This window comes from Sphingobacterium sp. UME9, from assembly GCF_014170215.1.
In the GTDB taxonomy this organism is placed as follows: domain Bacteria; phylum Bacteroidota; class Bacteroidia; order Sphingobacteriales; family Sphingobacteriaceae; genus Sphingobacterium; species Sphingobacterium paramultivorum.
Map to the genome: position 1 here is coordinate 911,333 of NZ_LZZP01000003.1, position 18,794 is coordinate 930,126.

Annotated in this window: 18 protein-coding genes; 9 read left to right on the forward strand and 9 right to left on the reverse strand. The window is 38.8% G+C overall.

Annotation, left to right across the window (positions count from 1 at the left end; genetic code table 11):
- Nucleotides 1–393: 393 nt before the first annotated feature.
- From A9970_RS05360 to A9970_RS05385, 6 genes are read right to left on the reverse strand one after another with little or no spacing between them, the layout of a single operon-like run.
- Nucleotides 394–1,638 carry a sulfate adenylyltransferase subunit 1 gene (locus tag A9970_RS05360; protein ID WP_182981581.1) on the reverse strand — a complete coding sequence of 415 codons (1,245 nt, stop codon included), beginning with the start codon at nucleotides 1,636–1,638 and terminating at the stop codon, nucleotides 394–396.
- A 29-nt stretch (nucleotides 1,639–1,667) separates the two neighbouring features.
- Complete coding sequence (gene cysD, locus A9970_RS05365) at nucleotides 1,668–2,558, reverse strand: sulfate adenylyltransferase subunit CysD (protein ID WP_088161554.1); 891 nt, start codon at nucleotides 2,556–2,558, stop codon at nucleotides 1,668–1,670.
- A 53-nt stretch (nucleotides 2,559–2,611) separates the two neighbouring features.
- Nucleotides 2,612–3,313, reverse strand: coding sequence for a phosphoadenylyl-sulfate reductase (locus A9970_RS05370; protein ID WP_182981582.1), 702 nt, complete (start codon nucleotides 3,311–3,313; stop codon nucleotides 2,612–2,614).
- The gene (locus tag A9970_RS05375) at nucleotides 3,303–3,881 is read right to left on the reverse strand and encodes a bifunctional precorrin-2 dehydrogenase/sirohydrochlorin ferrochelatase (RefSeq protein WP_153848822.1); all 579 of its coding nucleotides are present in this window, start codon (nucleotides 3,879–3,881) and stop codon (nucleotides 3,303–3,305) included. Before A9970_RS05375 ends, A9970_RS05370 begins: the two co-directional genes overlap by 11 nt.
- A 2-nt stretch (nucleotides 3,882–3,883) precedes the next feature.
- Entirely contained in the window at nucleotides 3,884–4,642 is a 759-nt protein-coding gene (cobA, locus tag A9970_RS05380; protein WP_120336169.1) for a uroporphyrinogen-III C-methyltransferase, read from the reverse strand.
- A gap of 12 nt (nucleotides 4,643–4,654) precedes the next feature.
- Nucleotides 4,655–6,760: a HEPN domain-containing protein gene (locus A9970_RS05385; protein WP_182981583.1), complete on the reverse strand. Its 2,106-nt coding sequence runs from the start codon at nucleotides 6,758–6,760 to the stop codon at nucleotides 4,655–4,657.
- A gap of 199 nt (nucleotides 6,761–6,959) precedes the next feature.
- Here A9970_RS05385 and A9970_RS05390 point away from each other — a divergent pair, with 199 nt between their 5' ends.
- Genes A9970_RS05390 through A9970_RS05410 form a run of 5 tightly spaced genes read left to right on the forward strand, consistent with a single transcriptional unit; the run spans nucleotide 6,960 to nucleotide 10,968 of the window.
- The gene (locus A9970_RS05390; protein WP_259655333.1) at nucleotides 6,960–7,877 is read left to right on the forward strand and encodes a PstS family phosphate ABC transporter substrate-binding protein; all 918 of its coding nucleotides are present in this window, start codon (nucleotides 6,960–6,962) and stop codon (nucleotides 7,875–7,877) included.
- A gap of 1 nt (nucleotide 7,878) precedes the next feature.
- Nucleotides 7,879–8,775, forward strand: a complete 897-nt coding sequence (gene pstC / locus A9970_RS05395) for a phosphate ABC transporter permease subunit PstC (protein WP_182981585.1) — start codon at nucleotides 7,879–7,881, stop codon at nucleotides 8,773–8,775.
- A complete protein-coding gene (locus A9970_RS05400; protein WP_159726724.1) occupies nucleotides 8,768–9,619 on the forward strand; it encodes a PstA family ABC transporter permease in 852 nt (283 codons plus the stop codon). The genes pstC and A9970_RS05400 overlap by 8 nt, the downstream gene beginning before the upstream one ends.
- Nucleotides 9,577–10,386, forward strand: a complete 810-nt coding sequence (locus A9970_RS05405) for a phosphate ABC transporter ATP-binding protein (protein ID WP_153848816.1) — start codon at nucleotides 9,577–9,579, stop codon at nucleotides 10,384–10,386. Before A9970_RS05400 ends, A9970_RS05405 begins: the two co-directional genes overlap by 43 nt.
- A 54-nt stretch (nucleotides 10,387–10,440) precedes the next feature.
- On the forward strand, nucleotides 10,441–10,968 hold the full coding sequence (locus A9970_RS05410) for a hypothetical protein (protein ID WP_182981586.1): 528 nt from the start codon (nucleotides 10,441–10,443) through the stop codon (nucleotides 10,966–10,968).
- A gap of 105 nt (nucleotides 10,969–11,073) precedes the next feature.
- Here A9970_RS05410 and bshB1 read toward each other — a convergent pair whose 3' ends face one another.
- The 3 genes from bshB1 to A9970_RS05425 form a co-directional block, all read right to left on the reverse strand.
- Entirely contained in the window at nucleotides 11,074–11,805 is a 732-nt protein-coding gene (gene bshB1, locus A9970_RS05415; protein WP_153848814.1) for a bacillithiol biosynthesis deacetylase BshB1, read from the reverse strand.
- A 173-nt stretch (nucleotides 11,806–11,978) separates the two neighbouring features.
- A complete protein-coding gene (locus tag A9970_RS05420) occupies nucleotides 11,979–12,470 on the reverse strand; it encodes a glutathione peroxidase (RefSeq protein WP_153848813.1) in 492 nt (163 codons plus the stop codon).
- 19 nt (nucleotides 12,471–12,489) lie between these two features.
- A complete protein-coding gene (locus tag A9970_RS05425; protein WP_182981587.1) occupies nucleotides 12,490–13,122 on the reverse strand; it encodes a DUF4294 domain-containing protein in 633 nt (210 codons plus the stop codon).
- 151 nt (nucleotides 13,123–13,273) lie between these two features.
- On the opposite strand from A9970_RS05425, the gene A9970_RS05430 reads away from it, so the two are divergent.
- The 4 genes from A9970_RS05430 (at nucleotide 13,274) to A9970_RS05445 (ending at nucleotide 18,791) form a co-directional block, all read left to right on the forward strand.
- Entirely contained in the window at nucleotides 13,274–15,493 is a 2,220-nt protein-coding gene (locus A9970_RS05430; RefSeq protein WP_070564136.1) for a bifunctional (p)ppGpp synthetase/guanosine-3',5'-bis(diphosphate) 3'-pyrophosphohydrolase, read from the forward strand.
- A gap of 110 nt (nucleotides 15,494–15,603) precedes the next feature.
- A complete protein-coding gene (locus tag A9970_RS05435) occupies nucleotides 15,604–16,095 on the forward strand; it encodes a Fur family transcriptional regulator (protein WP_046673375.1) in 492 nt (163 codons plus the stop codon).
- Nucleotides 16,096–16,223: 128 nt separating this feature from the next.
- Nucleotides 16,224–17,501 carry an adenylosuccinate synthase gene (locus tag A9970_RS05440; protein ID WP_070564133.1) on the forward strand — a complete coding sequence of 426 codons (1,278 nt, stop codon included), beginning with the start codon at nucleotides 16,224–16,226 and terminating at the stop codon, nucleotides 17,499–17,501.
- Between the two features lie 3 nt (nucleotides 17,502–17,504).
- Nucleotides 17,505–18,791: an anthranilate synthase component I family protein gene (locus A9970_RS05445; protein ID WP_182981588.1), complete on the forward strand. Its 1,287-nt coding sequence runs from the start codon at nucleotides 17,505–17,507 to the stop codon at nucleotides 18,789–18,791.
- Nucleotides 18,792–18,794: the final 3 nt, after the last annotated feature.

The window sequence follows — 18,794 nt, forward strand, 5'->3', positions numbered from 1 at the left end:
TTTAATGAAATTTCATATTTTATATTTTTCGTTTAAAATCGATGATTCGTTGGTGAAATGTGTGTGTATTGATGTGTTAACTGTATTTTGTTCGATTTTTATTATTGAAAAACGAAAATAATTCTGTTTTGATAAAATACTTTAAAATGAGGCCTATAATTATAAAATATCTAACATCTAATGCTTTTTACTGATTATTTGGCAACTATTCAGCTTAGTTTTAATCCGGATGCCTACACCCTCTTTGTAAATCATTTGTTTATAATTTATATTATGTTAAATAGTGTAAATCGGGACCTGCCCTGTTAGTTAAACTTCGTAAAAAAAGGAACTCAGACATTGTCTGAGTTCCTTGAAAAATATTTAGGTTGAATATTTACGTTAAAAAAAAAATTAATCGACTGCTTGAATCATTAAAGCTCCAACGGTTAGATTTGTCCGTGGATCAATAACAATGGCTTGAGAATTTGCAGCATTTTCCTGCTGCAAATCAAATACTAGATTCTCAGCGGATTTAATGGCTATTCGACCAATATCATTGAGTTTGATCGGGTCGCTATATATTTTTTCCTGTGTATTGATATCAAATTTATACAACACATTTACTATCTTAACTTTGGTTAATTTACTGTGGCTTTGGACAAGATAAACTTGCTCTGTATCCAAAGGTTTATTGTCGAACCAACATAAATTTGCTTGAATATTACGCTCAAACTTCGGTGGATGTTCTACACTCGCAATGGTATCGCCACGACTAATATCAACATCATCACTGAGGTGTACAATGACAGATTGTCCGTTTTCAGCCCGTTGAAGTTGTTGTCCGTTTAATTCAATCGCTTGAATTGTGCTATATGTTTCTGCTGGATAAACAATGACCTGGTCACCAACCGTTAAGCCCTCTCCTAGTACGCGGCCTGCATAACCTCTATAATCGTGCAAATCTTCTGTTTGTGGTCTTACAACCCATTGGACGGGAAACCGCCAACTGGCTGCTTCCTGTTCGTGAATTTCTACATTTTCCAGGTAATCCAATAAAGATTCGCCTGCATACCAGCTCATTCTTTCGGACTTATGGACAATATTGTCTCCTTTTAAGGCTGAAACAGGTATGAAATCAATATCCTTAAGTCCGAGATTAGTTGCTAAAGTTAAATAATCGGCTTTGATCTGTTCGAAAACAGAAGCGCTATAATCGACCATATCCATCTTGTTTATGCAGACCAAAACTTGTTTCATGGCCAATAATTTAGCAATGAAAGAATGGCGTTTTGTTTGCTCTATTACGCCTTTTCTAGCGTCAACCAAAATGATTATAAGATCGGAATTGGAAGCGCCAGTTACCATGTTTCTGGTGTATTGGATATGTCCTGGAGCATCGGCTATAATATATTTTCGGTGTTCAGTCTGGAAATATTTATATGCTACATCGATTGTTATCCCTTGTTCGCGTTCAGCTTTAAGTCCATCAGTCAATATGGCCAAGTCTACTGTCCCGTCATCATTTTTCCGGTTGGCACGTTGTATAGCTTCCAATTGGTCATCCAAAATGGAGTTTGTGTCGTATAGTAATCGGCCAATCAAGGTACTTTTACCATCATCTACAGAACCGGCCGTTATAAATTTCAATATATTCATTGTTGTCAATATCAGGTGTTTGATTTGAATTAAAAGTATCCTTGTTTTTTACGTTCTTCCATAGCTGCTTCAGATACTTTGTCGTCCATCCTGGCACCACGTTCACTTACCGTTGAGGCCTTGATTTCAGCGATAATATCATCTAGCTCAGTTGCCGTTGAATCTACCGCTGCTGTACAAGTCATGTCACCCACAGTTCTGAAACGTACAGATTTACGTTCTATATTATCCTCTGCATCGATATTTAAGAATGAGGCGGCAGCCATCAATTGCCCATTGCGGGTAATAACCTCCCGTTCATGGCTGAAATAGATAGATGGCAATGCGATCTGTTCGCGTTTAATATAATTCCAAACATCGAGCTCGGTCCAATTTGAAATGGGAAACACGCGCACATTTTCACCCTTATTTATTTTGCCATTAAAGATGCTCCAAAGCTCAGGTCTTTGGCGTTTGGGATCCCATTGTCCAAATTCGTCACGCACTGAGAAGATTCTTTCCTTGGCACGGGCTTTTTCTTCGTCCCTACGTGCGCCACCGATACAAGCGTCAAAACCATGTTTTGAGATTGTATCGAGTAAGGTAACTGTCTGCAAGGCATTTCGACTTGCATTTTTTCCCTTTTGTTCAACAACTTTCCCTTGATCAATGCTGTCTTGAACATAACCAACAATAAGTTTTTCTCCTATATCTTCAATCAGAGAATCCCTGAAAGTGATTGTTTCGGGAAAATTGTGACCAGTGTCAATGTGAACTAATGGGAAAGGAAATTTACCCGGTCTAAATGCTTTTTTTGCCAAGTGAACAAGTGTAATCGAGTCCTTACCACCAGAGAATAATAGGGCTGGTTTTTCAAATTGTCCGGCTACCTCTCTTAAAATATATATTGCTTCCGCTTCTAAATGATCTAAATAGTCCATTCTCTGAAATAATAAAATTTGATTTAATGAATTTGGGTTTCTGCTTCGCTATTTTATGATTTAACACCGTGCAAACCACATTCTTTTTTACTTTGATCTTCCCACCACCATCTACCAGCGCGGAAGTCCTCTCCTTCTTGTACCGCTCTTGTACAAGGTTGACAACCGATACTTGGGAAACCCTTGTCGTGCAGTACATTGTAAGGGATATATTGTTCTTTACAATATTTTTTTACTTCCTCAAAAGTCCAGTCAAATAAAGGATGGATTTTGATGATTTGGTTTGCTTCATCGTATTCGATAAAGTCCATATCGTGGCGATTGATGGATTGATCTGATCGGATGCCCGTTACCCAAATTTTCTTTCCTTTAATCGCACGTTGTAAAGGTTCAATTTTCCTTATCCTGCAACATTCCTTACGATTCTCAACCGACTCATAGAAGGAGTTTGGGCCTTTTCTGCTGATAAAATCTTCCAACAATGTTGTATTAGCAGTATAGGTTTTGATGTGCAAATGATAGCGCTCCAAGGTACGGCTCCACAGGGAATAGGTTTCTTTGAACAGTCGTCCAGTATCCAGCGTGAATATTTCGATATTGATATTATTTTTACCGACCCATTCCGTGATTACTTGATCTTCAATACCGAAAGAGGTCGAAAAAACTACCTCATTAGGAAATAAGGAGGCTATTGTTTGTAAGAGCTCCACTCCTTTTTTTTTGCCAATAATTTCTTTAATTTCCTTAACGTTCATAACGTAATATATTTTTGGTATGCTCGTTCAACTGCTTTACTTTGTATTCGAAATCTCCTCTAAGCTGCTCTCGATAAGTACTCATGAGCGACAGTGTTTCGTCAATTTCCTCCGGTAGCAGGTCATTTAATAGTTCCTTCACCCTTTTGGCAATCGTTGGTGATTTACCATTGGTGGAAATGGCTATTTTCAGGTTGCCTTTTTTTACAATGGATCCGAGATAGAAGTCGCATAATTCGGGTTTGTCCGCGGCATTAAATAGTATGTTATTTTGCCTTGTTAAATTACGCAACTGCTCGTTAAGCTCAATGTTATTGGTTGCTGCAATGACAAGTTGTTTGTCGGTAAGGTCATCTGGTGCAAAAGGACGAATGTTGAGCTGAATTTGTGCGTAATTTTGCAATAGTTCCTCAAATTCTGGGATGATTTCCCTAGTCACAATGGTCAGTTTTAAGCTTTCATCATTGGATATTAAAGCCTGAAATTTTTCCAATGCAACTTTCCCGCCTCCAACAAGTAAGGTGTCAATTTGATTTAGTTTGACGAATATTGGAAATAGCTGGTTCATATCTATAAAGCTAAAGCTTTTTCTTTAATGTGTTGGAATGAACGATGCTTGGCAACAACCTCGCCAATTACAATAATCGCTGGTACACCTACCCTTTTCTCAGTTGATTCATCAAGAATATTATCGATAGTACCCAGTACAACCTTTTCATTAGGCAATGAACCATTTTGAATTAAGGCTATTGGTAAATTGTGCAGATTTCTTTGACGGTAAATTTCCACGATCTCTGCCAATTTTCCATAGCCCATCAAGACAACGACAGTGGCCTTGGATTCTGCCGCCAGATAAAGATCTGTTGACAGTGAGCCGTCCGATTTGGAACCTGTAATGACCCAAAAGCTCTCACTGATTCCCCGGTAAGTTAATGGAAGTTGTTGTAGTCCGGTAAGCCCAATTGCGGAGGAAATACCCGGCACAACTGCCGTTTCAATACCATATTGTTGTACGTAATCAATTTCTTCTCCACCACGGCCAAAAACAAATGGATCACCACCTTTTAGACGGACAACATGGCCATAGTTTAAGGCATAATCCACCAAAAGGCGATTAATTTCATCCTGTGAAGTAGAGAGTTGTTCTGCTCGTTTTCCAACATATATCTTGATGCATTCAGCCTGTGCATAATCCAGTAATTCTTCATTCACCAAGGCATCGTATAAAATCACATCTGCTTTTTCTATTGCTTTGATGCCCTTTAGGCTGATCAGATCCGGGTCACCCGGACCTGCTCCGACTAATGTTACTTTTGCTTTTATTGACATACCTATTCCCTCCTATACCAATACTGGTTTTAAATTTTTACGTTGATAGACTTCATTGATAAACTTCGTCGCTTCCTGAAGGTAGTTAATTGCAAAATGCTCCGTTGGTTCATTTTTACTAATCTGTAAGACTAATTCCGGAAACGTTTGGTCAAAATTATATTCACCTGTTTCCACGAAATGTGTTTGGAATTCGTTTATTACGATATTTTGTGTGCTTGCGCTAACTCCTTTATCCAATAATAAGGCTTTTGCTGCTTGTACAAAGGCATTATAGGCATGATAAATTGCATCCGAGAATTTGGATTCTTGAAATGTTTCATTTGCCCATTGTAACTTTTCTTCCGCCTCATAAATCAATGTGGCAACCAAGTCAATAACGACACCCGCACACTCGCCAACCCCGATTGCCGTTTGGAAAGTTCCTTCATGCCCCCAGTCGACAAATTCGTCTTCAGCAAGATTGGTCAGATCCGATAGCGGTTTTAAAAGATTATAAAAGTAATTCTTACTTTGTCTGTCGTAGTAAGCATGGAAATTTTCAATTGCTTCCGCATTTTTTTTATAATCATTTAGCACCCATTCTACAACATGTAAGACTCTTTTTGTTGGTACTTTGATAATACGCTCTGCAACACGCCCTTCACCATTGCCAATTGTTCCACCGCCAAGCATAACTTGTGCCGCAGGAACCACTTTGCCCTCCGCTTTGACTGAACTACCATGAAAGCCAATATGTGCCAGACCATGTTGGCCGCAAGAATTCATACAGCCCGAAATTTTGATTTTTAAATCACGATTAAAGACAAAATCTTGATGAAATTCAGCGATATAAGATTCAATAACCCGGGCCATTTCGGTGCTGTTTGAGATGCCTAGATTGCAGGTGTCCGTACCAGGGCAAGTTGTTACATCTGCTGTACTATCAAAACCGACCTGAGCTAGATCCAAAGATTTAAGTAATTGATAAATATGTGGCAGTGACTTTTCTGTTGCGTATTTTAGCAGTAAGCTTTGGTTTTGCGTGATACGGATATCGTCAGCGACCAAATTATTCAGACCAGCAACCAACGCACGTGCTTTATCTGTACCAATATCACCCGTGGATACCCGTACATAGACACCATAATATCCGTCTTGTTTTTGTCCGAATGTATTGGTGCCCTTCCAAACCTGATAGTTTAGATCGCTATCTAGATCAATAGCTGATAACTGGCTGTCGTCTGGTGGTAATGGCTGTTCGATTTTGGTTCGGTCGATCGGATAGCTTTTCACCTTCGTCGCAATTTTTTCGACTTCAATTAAATTTAGCACTTCTTCTAACCCTAATTTCTGAATAAGGTATTTGAATCGAGCTTTATTGCGGTTATTTCTTTCGCCATAACGATCAAAGACACGAAGTGTAGCTTCTATATAGGGGATCAGTTCATCCTCTGGTAGAAACTCGCTTGTTACTGATGCTAAGAAAGGCTGAGATCCCAATCCCCCACCCAATAGCACTTTAAAACCCCTAGTTTCCACACCATTGACAACTTTTATTTTTGGAATAAAACCAAGGTCATGAATATAGGAAAACGCAGTGTCTTCATCACTGGCGGAAAATGACATTTTGAATTTTCGTCCCATTTCCGCACATACTGGATTACGCAAAAAATATTCAAAGGTAGCCTGAGCATATGGCGAAACATCAAAAGGTTCCTTTGGATCGATTCCTGAACTTGGAGAAGCGGTGACATTACGGACTGTATTCCCACAAGCTTCACGTAATGTAATATCGTCTTCAGCCAATTTGGACCAAAGTTCCGGTGTACGGTCAAGGCTAACGTAATGAATCTGTATATCTTGACGTGTGGTCAGGTGCAGGTTGCGGCTTGCGTATTCGTCTGATATCGCTGCAATTTTGTTCAATTGCTTAAACGTAACCTTTCCAAATGGAAGTTTTATACGAACCATTTGAACTCCAGGTTGTCTTTGTCCATATACCCCCCTAGCCAAACGCAACGATCTAAATTTCTCGTCGGCAATTTTGCCCTCATGGAACAATCGAATCTTTTTTTCAAGTTCGATAATTTCCTTTTCCACGATTGGGTTTTCTAATTCTGTGCGGAAGCTTTGCATATAACAAATAAAATCTATTGATTTAGTATTCTTTTCTCAGGGTCAAATGTAAAAATATTTTTTTAATATTCTATAATATCTACCAAATTAATATATATTTGCCCTATAAAATTTAATATACAAAACCTGTAGACTTTTAGGTGCAATGATAAGAAAGTGTTTTATAGTTCTGATTTTAAGCTGTGTAATCGTATTTAAAATGACTTCCTGTGCGCCGAAAGTTAAAAATGGTTACAGCAAGGAACATGGTTTTGAAGGTAATATTTCTTTGTCCGGTGCATTTGCCCTTTATCCTTTGGCAGTAGTTTGGAGTGAAGATTTTAAAAAAATACACCCCAATGTTCGCTTCAATATTTCAGCTGGAGGTGCTGGAAAAGGAATTGCAGATGTTCTTACAGGGATGGTTGATATTGGGATGGTATCTAGAGATCTACATGAGCAGGAAATAAAAAAAGGGGCTGTTCCAATTATTGTTGCAAAAGACGCCGTTATCTGTACGATCAATCCTGACAACCCTAATTATCCTGCTATTTTGAAGCGTGGTTTGAGTCGCGAAGAATTGCTGAATATTTTTGTGAATCGAAAGTTTAAGACCTGGAAAGAAATTGATTCTCAGTTTACGGCGGATCCTATCAACGTGTATGTGCGTTCGGATGCTGCTGGAGCAGCTGAAACATGGGCCAAATTTTTTGGTCATAAGCAGGAAGATCTGCAAGGTATTGGCATTTTTGGTGATCCCGGGATTGCCCAGGCTATTAAGGATGATATTCATGGGATTGGATTCAATAACATTAACTACGTTTATAATCTAAAAACTAACAAGGTCTTTGACCGTATTGCTGTTGTTCCTTTGGATCTGAATAAAAATGGACATGTTGAAGATAATGAGCAGTTTTATGGTACACTATCTAATTTGACAGAGGCCGTTGCTACAGGGAAATACCCTGCTCCACCTTCAAGAGAGTTAACCTTTGTAACGCGTAATAAGACCGAATCCCTTCTGTTGAAGGAGTTTATTTCTTTTGTGCTCCAGAAACAGGCGCAATCGCAGCTCCTTGAAAATGGTTATGTCCCACTAAATGAAACACTGATAAAAGAAGAACTTAATAAGTTATAGCATGCTAAATACTCGTCTCGTTAAAGATATACTGGTCAAGCGATCCACTTTGCTCCTCTTACTGATTTCACTTTCAGTTGTGGTGATTATTGCGGTTGGTTTAACCATAAAATCGATTCCGTTATTTGAATACAGTAATATCTTTCAACTGTTAACCGATAAGGTTTGGTCACCAATGAAAGGGTCGTTTGGCTTTTTGCCTTTTATTGCAGGCACGCTCGCCGTTACCTTGATTTCTCTTGCTATTGCGATTCCACTTTGTATACTGACTGCTGTTTACTTAACTGAATATGCTTCGGATGCTTTAAAGAATATGATGCTTCCTTTGGTCAATATCTTGGCTGCAATACCACCTGTACTTTATGGAGTCTGGGGTGTCTTGTTTATTGTACCCTTGATTCAGTTGTATATAGCGCCGATCTTTGGTGTTGTAACCTCTGGATATTCTGTGCTTGCTGGCGGTATTGTATTAGCGGTGATGATCTTTCCCATCATGATCTCCATCATGGTTGAGGTACTTCAGACCATTCCCTATGACTTAAAGGCGGCCTCGCTATCTTTAGGTGCGACAAAATGGGATACCATCAAACATGTTATTCTGAAAAAAGCTAGGCCGGGTATTGTTGCTGCCATTGTTTTGTCAACATCTAGAGCCTTTGGTGAAACAATAGCGGTATTGATGGTCTGTGGCAATGTTGCAAAGGTGCCGACTTCGGTATTTGATGCGGGATATCCAATTCCAGCATTAATAGCCAATAATTTTGGGGAAATGATGTCAATTCCGCTTTATGAATCTGCATTAATGTTCTCAGCGTTGCTGCTGTTCGTGATCATATTTGTTTTTAATTTAATATCTCGTCTTATATTGAGACGACTGGAAGGAGCTCAGCATGGATAATACGAAAAGACGGCTATTGAGTGAAAAGGTAGCCAAAGGTTTTATGCATCTCTCTGGGATAACTGTCACTGCTTCCCTATTTTTTATCGTAGGAACTATCTTGTATAAGGGGCTTCCTTATCTCAGTTGGGCGATGGTTAGTCAGTTGCCAAAAGGTGGATTTTATATTGGAAAGGAAGGTGGGATTTTGAATGCGATTTTGGGTTCTCTTTATTTAGCAGGTGTGGCAACAGCCCTGTCTGCAATTATAGGAATTCCGATTTCGTTGTACCTTAATGTTTATTTGGGAGCGAAATCAAAAGTGACTCAACTTTCTAAATTGTTGTTTGATGTATTGTATGGTGTTCCTTCTATTGTTTATGGGGCTGTTGGTTTTGGAATTATGGTTTATTTAGGTATTCGAGCATCGCTATTGGGGGGTATCATTACAGTAACACTGCTAACCATTCCAATTGTGGTTCGTACTGTGGACGAATTGATCAAAACCATTCCTGAAGACCTAAAGAATGTTACTCTTTCCCTAGGGACAACACGCTGGGAATTGGCTAAGGTCATGCTAAGGAGTGTCCGAACAGGGCTTCTTACTGCAATTTTGTTGGCTTTTGGGCGTGCTATTGGTGATGTTGCAGGCGTTTTATTGACAACAGGTTTTAGTGATAATCTTCCAAAATATATTGATGAACCGGCAGCAACGTTGCCATTGGCCATATTTTTTCAGTTAAGTAGTCCTATTCCTGAAGTTCAGGGGCGCGCTTATGCTTCAGCTTTAGTTTTAACAATCATTATTTTAATTATTGTAGTATGCACTCATATCCTTCAATCGAAACAAAAAAATCGTCGATAACAAATCCCTTGATCAATCCACATATTGAAATCAAGGATCTTAACGTTTATATTGACGGGCGACATATACTCAAAAATATCAACCTCGCGCTACCAAACAATAGTGTCACATCTATTATTGGTCCTTCAGGTTGTGGGAAAACAACGCTTTTGAAGACGCTTAATAGATTGGTAGACGATACTAAAGGTGTTGAAATAACGGGTTCGGTTCTCGTTAATGGTGAGGATATTTATGGTAGAAATGCTGAAGTAACGCATATTCGTAAGAAAATGGGACTTTTGTCCCAAAAACCTTATCCGCTACCAATGTCGATCTATGATAATGTGGCTTATGGTCCTCGTATACATGGTACTCGAAGCAAAAAGGAGTTGGACATAATTGTGGAAACACAATTGCGAAATGTGGCTCTATGGGACGAAGTCAAGGATCGCCTCGGACATTCGGCTAGCGGATTGTCCATTGGTCAGCAACAAAGGCTTTGTCTTGCAAGAGGGTTGGCTGTAGAACCTGAGATTATCCTTGGGGATGAATCGACATCTGCATTAGATCCACTTTCTACTGCTAAAATTGAGGAATTATTAATTGAATTGAAGAAAGATTATACCATTGTATTGGTGACGCACATCTTGCGACAGGCAAGACGCGTGTCTGATTATGTCCTTTTTGTTTACGGGGGCGAGATCCTTGAGTTTGGCCCAACAGAGCAGGTTCTGTTAAATCCTCAAAATGAAATAACAAAACAATATGTAAAAGGGTTTATTTCCTAGGTGTAGCCAATGTGCAGGCGGGATCCTTCTAATTAAGATTTAAATAACTTAATTATGAAAAGTAGCTGTTTTATTGCCATACCATTGGTCCTGTCAAGTTTTTTTATTTCCTGTAGTAAAGATGTCGCTTATTCTTCTGAATTTGATAAGAGTTATGAAGCTTATCAAAAATATAAAAAGGAGAATGCTAATTCTTATCAATATACTGTTACCAGCTCTTCCTGGACAGGAAGTAATAGTACGACCACAATAACAGTTTTTAACGGTCAGGTAGAACATAGATCATATGAAGCCAAAACATACCTCGAAGATGGCAAAGTGCAGACTTATGCTAAATGGACAGAAAACAAGACTGAATTAAATACGCACGACGAAGGCTATGAAGCTTCTACGCTGGATCAAGTTTATGAGAGAGCAAAGAAGGATTGGCTGATAAAAAGAAAAGACTCAAAGATCTATTTTGAAGCCAAAAACAATGGTCTAATTTCTTCTGCGGGCTATGTTCCCGATAATTGTCAAGACGATTGCTTTGTTGGGATAAACATCAGTAAAATCTGCATGCCACCGATATCGTTTCCATAAAATCAGTTTATAATCCTCGTTTAAAGAATTATGCGGGACCATTCTAGTTAAAATATGAATAATCCCGCATTTTATTTTACCATAATATCAGATAGATTCTACTTCCTACTTCAGATGAAATAAATCATCAACGCCAAGTATCTTCTTGGAAGTAAATCCTTCGGCATATTTCGCTTGAATGTACCGTCCAAATTCTCGCGCTCTAGCAGCAGTCGATTCCATGAAATCCGGATTAGAAATATACGTCTGTGGTTCATCCGGATTTACATTTTCTCCGGTATAGAATTGAGTTTTGTAAGCTAGTACAGATTTTTCTTTAATGTGATAATAATCTGTTATATCAATGACAACATCAGGTTTGATATAATAGTCTTGTACAAATTGCAGTACCAATCGAGGGCGGTAGGCCTCCTGAGGAATATTGTCCTGATCAAAAGTTTCCACTTTTCTCAAGCCAGCAAGAAAGCAGGCTTCGTTGACCATCTGTCCCGCTCTTCCATGGTCTGGGTGGCGATCAGTAATGGCATTTGTAATGATAATATCCGGTTGGTATTTGCGGACAGCCCTTATTACAGCCATTTTTTCTTTTTCAGCATTTTCAAAGAAACCATCTCTTAGGCCAAGATTTTCTCTAACGGCCAGCCCTAATATTTCGGCAGCATCTTTTGCTTCTTGTGCTCTAGTCTCTGCTGTGCCGCGCGTGCCGAGCTCACCTTGGGTTAAATCAACAATTCCTACCTTTTTTCCTTCTGCAACATATTTTGCCATCACACCTCCGGCGCCTAGCTCAGCGTCATCTGGATGTACAGCAATGATAAGTAGATCTAATTTTAACATATAATATTTCTCTCTTTTAATTGGCTTCCCTTTTTATGACAAATCATTCCAATTGACCGATGGATAGTTTTGGCGGAAAACCTTTACTAGTCCCGTGTGGTTATTGATCCCAAGTCCATATACGACTCGGCCTGTGCTGTGGGGAACTGCGGCAAATGTAAGCAGTTTATGAGTTACTCTTGTAAAAGACGCTCAATATTGCGACAAATTTTACTTGATAATGGCGAAGTAGTCGGATAATAGAAATCAATGACCTCTCCTTTTTTGTTTACCAGATATTTGTGGAAATTCCAGGAAGGTTTACTGTTAATATGTCCATTTTGATCTTTGCTCGAAAGAAAACTGTATAAAGGTGTTGTATATTCGCCGATAACATGGCTACGCTTAAAAATAGGAAAACTCACCTGTTGATTGATCCGGCAGAATGTCTCTAGCGTACTACCGGTTAACGGTTCCTGGTTACGAAAATTATTTGCTGGAAATGCCAGAATTTCGAAACCTTGGTCTTTATATTTTTGGTAAAGTTTTTCGAGCGATTTAAATTGTCTGGTAAAGAGACATTGGCTGGCAGTATTGACAATGAGTAAAACTTTACCTTCAAAATCAGCGAGGGATTTTTTTTTACCGTTAAACTGAAGTGCGTCAAAGTCGTATACTGTTTTCATCTGATTTTGGTTTGATTGGTCACATAACAGGTTGAGGTCTCGACTTCTCGAATTCCCTAATGATATTTTCAATGGCAAAGTCTTCTTTTGGGTCATAAGTTGACTTTAGGTTGTGACCGAATATTTTCGCGACTCCCTGATAGAAAAAAGCGGAAATCCCACCCTTCATTTCCTTTACCATTTCATAACCGGTATGTCCCGTATAACGATCGATCAATTTAATGAGTATTTTGCCTTGTGAAATAGTCATATTTTTGATTTCTCGGTCAAACATCTGTTTTACGTCACTTTCACATTTTTCAACCAATGCTTTATGTTCCTTTTTGTCCGAAGTTAGCGCGAGATCTCTGTCTAGCTGATCATATCTTTTTTGCGCATATATAGCATAAGGAAGAACCTTCAGTACATTTCTTCTAAAGCGGAGATATTCTCTTCGTGCTTCTTCACTTGACCAGGTTCTTTTGGCTACAACAGTCACCTCTGGAATCGGAAACCAGGGTAGCACCTCTCCGCTTGTCAAGGTTGTTGTCATATAACTGTTTACGGTCTCCTGCTCCCCCTCTCCATACAAAGGAAGAGTGAGTGATTGAGACTGTGCCCATACGGACAAAGTCCCTGTGAGGAAAAGCAAACAAAATAATATTGTCTTCATTTGGGCAATTATATAACGCTTTTTAATTTGTCAATGCTATAATATTTTGGTAGATTTATTACAAAATAAGTTAGCTTGAAAATAGTATTCAAGAATACATTAACTAAATTACACAAATTTACTCAAAAAACATCATTTACCTGCAACGTTTATGAAAGATTATGTGATTGATATTGAAGCAGAAAACAAAGAGATAAGGAAACGTTACCGTGCATTGTTGCGCGCTTGTAAGCCAACTTTACAGCGCGGAGACAAGCAGGAGATCCGAAAGGCATTTGATTTAGCATTGGATAGTCATAAAGAGATGCGACGCAAATCAGGAGAGCCTTATATTTATCACCCAATAGCTGTTGCCCAGATTGCTGCTGAAGAGATTGGCTTAGGAACAACATCTATAGTATGCGCGTTGCTCCATGATGTAGTTGAAGATACCAATGTTACATTGGATGAAATTGAAGAAATGTTTGGTAAGAAAGTTCGCCGAATTATCGATGGGCTTACCAAAATTTCAGGGATTTTTGATCCAAACAGTTCCATGCAAGCGGAGAATTTCAGAAAAATGTTGCTCACACTGGCTGACGATGTTCGTGTAATTCTCATTAAATTGGCAGATAGGCTGCACAATATGCGTACTATGGAATTTATGGCCAGGGATAAGCAGCTGAAGATTGCTTCGGAGACAAGTTACCTTTATGCACCATTAGCACATCGTCTTGGGCTGTATGCGATAAAATCCGAATTGGAAGATCTCTCGATGAAATTTACCGATCCGGATACCTATAAATTTATAGCTCGAAAACTGAATGAGAAGAAAGCCGAGCGCGAGAAATTTATAGGCGATTTTATTGGTCCCATCAAAGAGATATTGGAGGAACAGGGTATTAAGGCGTCCGTATTTGGGCGACCTAAATCAATCCATTCTATTTGGAATAAGATGCGAAAAAAATCGATTCCTTTTGAGGAGGTTTATGATTTGTTTGCCATACGTATTGTAATAGATGCTGTGGATGAAAAAGAAAAGACCGAATGTTGGAAAGTCTATTCTATTGTCACAGATTTGTATCGCCCTAACCCCGACCGTCTTCGGGATTGGATTTCCTCTCCGAAAGGGAATGGTTATGAGTCTTTACATACTACTGTAATGGGGCCTAAAGGGCAGTGGGTAGAAGTTCAGATTCGAACCAAACGGATGAATGAAATTGCCGAAAAAGGGTTTGCAGCGCATTGGAAGTATAAAGAATCAAATTCAGATTCTGGCTTGGATCAATGGATCAAAAAGGTACGCGATGTCTTAAGTAGTCCGGATCAGAATGCGATGGATTTTGTGGATGATTTTAAGATGAATCTTTTCTCCGATGAGATTTTTATATTCACCCCCAAAGGAACATTGATTCAACTACCCAACAATGCCACTGCTTTAGATTTTGCCTTTGAGATCCACTCTGATATTGGGGCAAGTTGTATTGGCGCCAAAGTAAATCACAAACTTGTTCCTTTGAGTCATATTTTGCAAAATGGGGATCAGGTAGAGATTATTACATCGAGCAAACAATCGCCTAAGGAGGATTGGTTGAATTTTGTTGTGACTGCAAAAGCCAAATCCAAAATCAGATCTTCTTTAAAAGAGGAAAAGAGAAGAGTTGCGGAGGATGGGAAAGAGATTTTGGAACGTAAGTTGAAATCGCTAAAAGTTACCTATAATACGGATAATATTAATAAAATTGCCAACTTTTTAAAATATCCCAGTTCGCAGGATCTTTTCTACAATGTTGCTAAGGGCATTGTTGATATTCGGCAACTGAGAGAATATGTCGCGCATGAAAAAGCAGTTGAAATTAATGTAAGTTCTTCATCAGGAAATCAATTTAATACCCATATAGGTGGACTAGTTGAAAAGATAAATAAGAAGGAATTCGACACGATCTTAATTGGTGACGACATGCAGAAAGTCGATTACACGTTAGCGCCCTGTTGTAACCCTATCCCTGGTGACGATGTCTTTGGCTTTTTGACAGTTAATGATGGTATAAAAATTCACCGTACGAGCTGTCCAAATGCCTCCAAGCTGATGGCAAATTATGGCTATAGAATTTTAAAAGCACGCTGGGCTTCTACAAAAGATTCTGCATTTTTGACAGGTTTACATATAGTTGGCATAGATGATGTTGGATTAGTAAATAAGCTTACAACTGTTATTTCGCAAGAATTTGCTGTTAATATTCGGTCCTTGTCAATTTCAAGTAACGAAGGTATTTTTGATGGTAATATTATGGTCTATGTGAATGATACTGCTCAGCTTGAAAGTTTGATGAGAAATTTAAAGCAAGTCAGAGGGATAACAGGTGTCAATCGATATGAATCGGAAAATTAATAGCCAAGAGTTGGATTGAAAATTACGCTAAGGCGACTACTATTAAGCACTATTTTTAATAGAGGAAATATCAATCTTAATTGGTAAATTTGTACAAGAATATTTTTACTATGAATCAAGCTGAAAATTTTGCAACTGTAAAAAAAATCTTTGAAGCCTACTTAGAAAATAAAAATCTAAGAAAAACACCAGAGCGCTATGCGATTTTGGAAGAGATTTATTCACGTACTGATCACTTTGATGTAGAGTCTTTGTATATCCATATGAAGAACAAGAAATATCGTGTCAGTCGTGCTACAGTTTATAATACCCTAGAACTTTTGGTCTCTTGTGACTTGGTTACAAAACACCAGTTTGGAAGGAACATGGCGCAATTTGAGAAGTCTTATGGGTTCAAACAACACGATCACGTGATCTGTATTGAATGTAATAAGGTCGTTGAATTCTGTGATCCACGTATCAATCAAATTCAGAGTCTCATGGGGGATCTTTTAAAATTTGACATTAAGCACCACTCTCTCAATTTGTATGGTGTATGTCAAGACTGTCAACTTAAGAACAAAAAAGAAGAGACCGTCGCTCACGAAGCTATTTCAAATTAATCTTATATTTTCTTAAATATAATAGTACATTTGTTCAGGAATGTTCAGGGGGAAAATTCCTGAACATTTTATTTTTGAATAGAGTCTATTTTTATTAATAACATTTTAATTACTATACTTTAAAAGCTATGCAAGTTGATGTGCTTTTGGGCTTACAATGGGGTGACGAGGGTAAAGGTAAAATCGTAGACGTATTTTGTCCAAAATACGATTTAATCGCTCGTTTCCAAGGCGGCCCTAACGCCGGACACACGTTGGAATTCGATAACAAGAAATTCGTACTCAACACAATTCCATCTGGTATCTTCAATGAAGGTACACTAAATCTTATTGGTAATGGCGTCGTTATCGATCCGATTATCTTAAAAAGAGAGTTAGACAACCTGAAGACAGCTGGTTTTGATCCGGTGGGTAAAGGCAATTTGGTTTTAGCGCGTAAAGCACACCTTATTCTGCCGACGCACCAATTATTGGATGCTGCCTCAGAATCAAAAATGGGTGCAGGAAAAATCGGATCCACGCTGAAAGGTATCGGTCCAACTTACATGGATAAAACCGGTAGAAATGGTTTACGTGTCGGTGATACAACACTTCCAGATTTTCAAGAGCGTTACCAAAAGTTGAAAGAAAAACACCTAAGTATTCTTTCGCATTACGGTGAAATACCTGATTTCAGTGAAAAAGAGAAAGCATTTTTAGATGCAATCGAATTCATTAAATCTATCCCACATGTGGATTCAGAGCATTTGGTGAATCAATATTTGAAAGAAGGCAAACGTGTGTTAGCTGAGGGTGCTCAAGGTACGCTTTTGGATGTTGATTTTGGTTCTTATCCATTTGTTACTTCATCTAATACCACAACGGCAGGAGCTTGTACAGGCTTAGGTATCGCACCAAATAAAATCGGCAAGGTATATGGTATCTTTAAAGCATATGCGACTCGCGTAGGTGGCGGTCCCTTCCCTACTGAACTTCACGATGAAACTGGCGAAAAATTACGTCAATTAGGTCATGAATTTGGAGCGACTACAGGCCGTGCTCGTCGTACGGGATGGATCGATATTCCAGCTTTGAAATATGCCATTATGTTGAATGGCGTGACAGACTTGATTATGATGAAGGCTGACGTTTTGGATACCTTCGACAAAATCTACGCATGTACACATTATAAGTATAATGGTGAAGTGATTGATTATATGCCTTATGAAATCATCACGCATCAAGCAGAACCTATCTTAGAAGAAATTGATGGGTGGAAACAAGATTTGACTGGTATAACGTCTGAACAAGAAATACCTGAAGCATTAAAAAATTATATTTCTTATTTAGAGAAAGCTCTCGAAGTACCTATCACGATCCTATCGGTAGGTCCTGATCGTAAACAAACATTAGCTTTATCAAAATAAACTATGCGGATCGAAAGTTTTGATCTTCTCGATTCTAAAGATAAATTTCATCAAAAAGCCCTGCACTGGTCGGGGCAATTTGATGAAATTTCTTTCTTTAATAGTAATGGGATGTCCGATCAATGGGGCAAATTTGAACAGATCTTGGCTGTCAAGGCATTATTCTCTTTCCGTGCAAATGAAAATGTATTTGGCCAGCTCGACGCTTTTTTGAGATTACATCAATCTCAGTTTATCCCCGGATTTCTATCCTACGACCTTAAGAATGAGATAGAAGAATTACAGACAACAGGAAAGGATCAGCTCGAATTTCCAGAAGCTTATTTCTTTGTGCCAGCAATTACGCTTCGATGGATGGCGGGTCAAGTGCATATAGAGGCCGAGGATCCTGTTAAAATCTATCAGGCTATTTCCGATACTCAGATTCCTGCGATAACCCCAATTTCTGTGCAGGTGCAGTCGCGTTGGACAAAGGGTGAATATGTCAAAGCTTTTGAAAATGTACAGGCACATATTCAGCGTGGAGACATCTATGAAGTGAACCTTTGTCAGGAATTTTTTGCTGATGATGCTGATATCTCTCCTATGGAAGTTTATCATCGGTTGAATACCATATCACCTACGCCCTTTAGTTCATTTTTCAAGGTAGGTTATCATTTTATCATGAGTGCTTCTCCGGAGCGATTTTTAGCGAAAAGACAAGGAAAGTTGATTTCTCAGCCGATTAAAGGAACTGCCAAAAGGGGGGCAAATCCAACAGAGGACCAACAGATTATAGCTGATATGTTGAGGTCAAAAAAAGAGATCGCCGAAAATGTGATGATTGTTGATTTGGTTCGTAATGATTTGACACGAAGTGCTCTTCCCGGAACGGTTGAGGCCACCCGCCTTTTTGAGATTCAATCCTTCGAACAAGTGCATCAAATGATTTCGACTATTACCTGCATGCAAGACCCAGAAGTCGCCAATGTGGATGTATTTAGAAATACCTTTCCGGCAGGTTCGATGACAGGTGCTCCCAAAATTGCAGCTATGCAAATTTGCGATCAGCTTGAAGCTCGAAAGCGAGGTATCTATGCTGGATCTATCGGTTACTTTGACACTGTGCATGATGAATTCGATTTTAACGTCGTTATCCGTTCATTGCTTTACAATAAACAAAAAAGGTACCTTTCCTTTCATACTGGTGGAGCAGTTACCAATCAGGCAGCTGCCGATCAGGAGTATCAAGAATGTCTTTTGAAGGCTTCTGGTATTCTTGAAGCTTTAGATGCTAGCTTGGGAGAATAAAAC

Bases quoted from the DNA above. Each gene is read 5' to 3' on its own strand.
- A9970_RS05360 (WP_182981581.1), bottom strand. From the start codon at position 1,638: ATGAATATATTGAAATTTATAACGGCCGGTTCTGTAGATGATGGTAAA.
- cysD (WP_088161554.1), bottom strand. From the start codon at position 2,558: ATGGACTATTTAGATCATTTAGAAGCGGAAGCAATATATATTTTAAGA.
- A9970_RS05370 (WP_182981582.1), bottom strand. From the start codon at position 3,313: ATGAACGTTAAGGAAATTAAAGAAATTATTGGCAAAAAAAAAGGAGTG.
- A9970_RS05375 (WP_153848822.1), bottom strand. From the start codon at position 3,881: ATGAACCAGCTATTTCCAATATTCGTCAAACTAAATCAAATTGACACC.
- cobA (WP_120336169.1), bottom strand. From the start codon at position 4,642: ATGTCAATAAAAGCAAAAGTAACATTAGTCGGAGCAGGTCCGGGTGAC.
- A9970_RS05385 (WP_182981583.1), bottom strand. From the start codon at position 6,760: ATGCAAAGCTTCCGCACAGAATTAGAAAACCCAATCGTGGAAAAGGAA.
- A9970_RS05390 (WP_259655333.1), top strand. From the start codon at position 6,960: ATGACTTCCTGTGCGCCGAAAGTTAAAAATGGTTACAGCAAGGAACAT.
- pstC (WP_182981585.1), top strand. From the start codon at position 7,879: ATGCTAAATACTCGTCTCGTTAAAGATATACTGGTCAAGCGATCCACT.
- A9970_RS05400 (WP_159726724.1), top strand. From the start codon at position 8,768: ATGGATAATACGAAAAGACGGCTATTGAGTGAAAAGGTAGCCAAAGGT.
- A9970_RS05405 (WP_153848816.1), top strand. From the start codon at position 9,577: ATGCACTCATATCCTTCAATCGAAACAAAAAAATCGTCGATAACAAAT.
- A9970_RS05410 (WP_182981586.1), top strand. From the start codon at position 10,441: ATGAAAAGTAGCTGTTTTATTGCCATACCATTGGTCCTGTCAAGTTTT.
- bshB1 (WP_153848814.1), bottom strand. From the start codon at position 11,805: ATGTTAAAATTAGATCTACTTATCATTGCTGTACATCCAGATGACGCT.
- A9970_RS05420 (WP_153848813.1), bottom strand. From the start codon at position 12,470: ATGAAAACAGTATACGACTTTGACGCACTTCAGTTTAACGGTAAAAAA.
- A9970_RS05425 (WP_182981587.1), bottom strand. From the start codon at position 13,122: ATGAAGACAATATTATTTTGTTTGCTTTTCCTCACAGGGACTTTGTCC.
- A9970_RS05430 (WP_070564136.1), top strand. From the start codon at position 13,274: ATGAAAGATTATGTGATTGATATTGAAGCAGAAAACAAAGAGATAAGG.
- A9970_RS05435 (WP_046673375.1), top strand. From the start codon at position 15,604: ATGAATCAAGCTGAAAATTTTGCAACTGTAAAAAAAATCTTTGAAGCC.
- A9970_RS05440 (WP_070564133.1), top strand. From the start codon at position 16,224: ATGCAAGTTGATGTGCTTTTGGGCTTACAATGGGGTGACGAGGGTAAA.
- A9970_RS05445 (WP_182981588.1), top strand. From the start codon at position 17,505: ATGCGGATCGAAAGTTTTGATCTTCTCGATTCTAAAGATAAATTTCAT.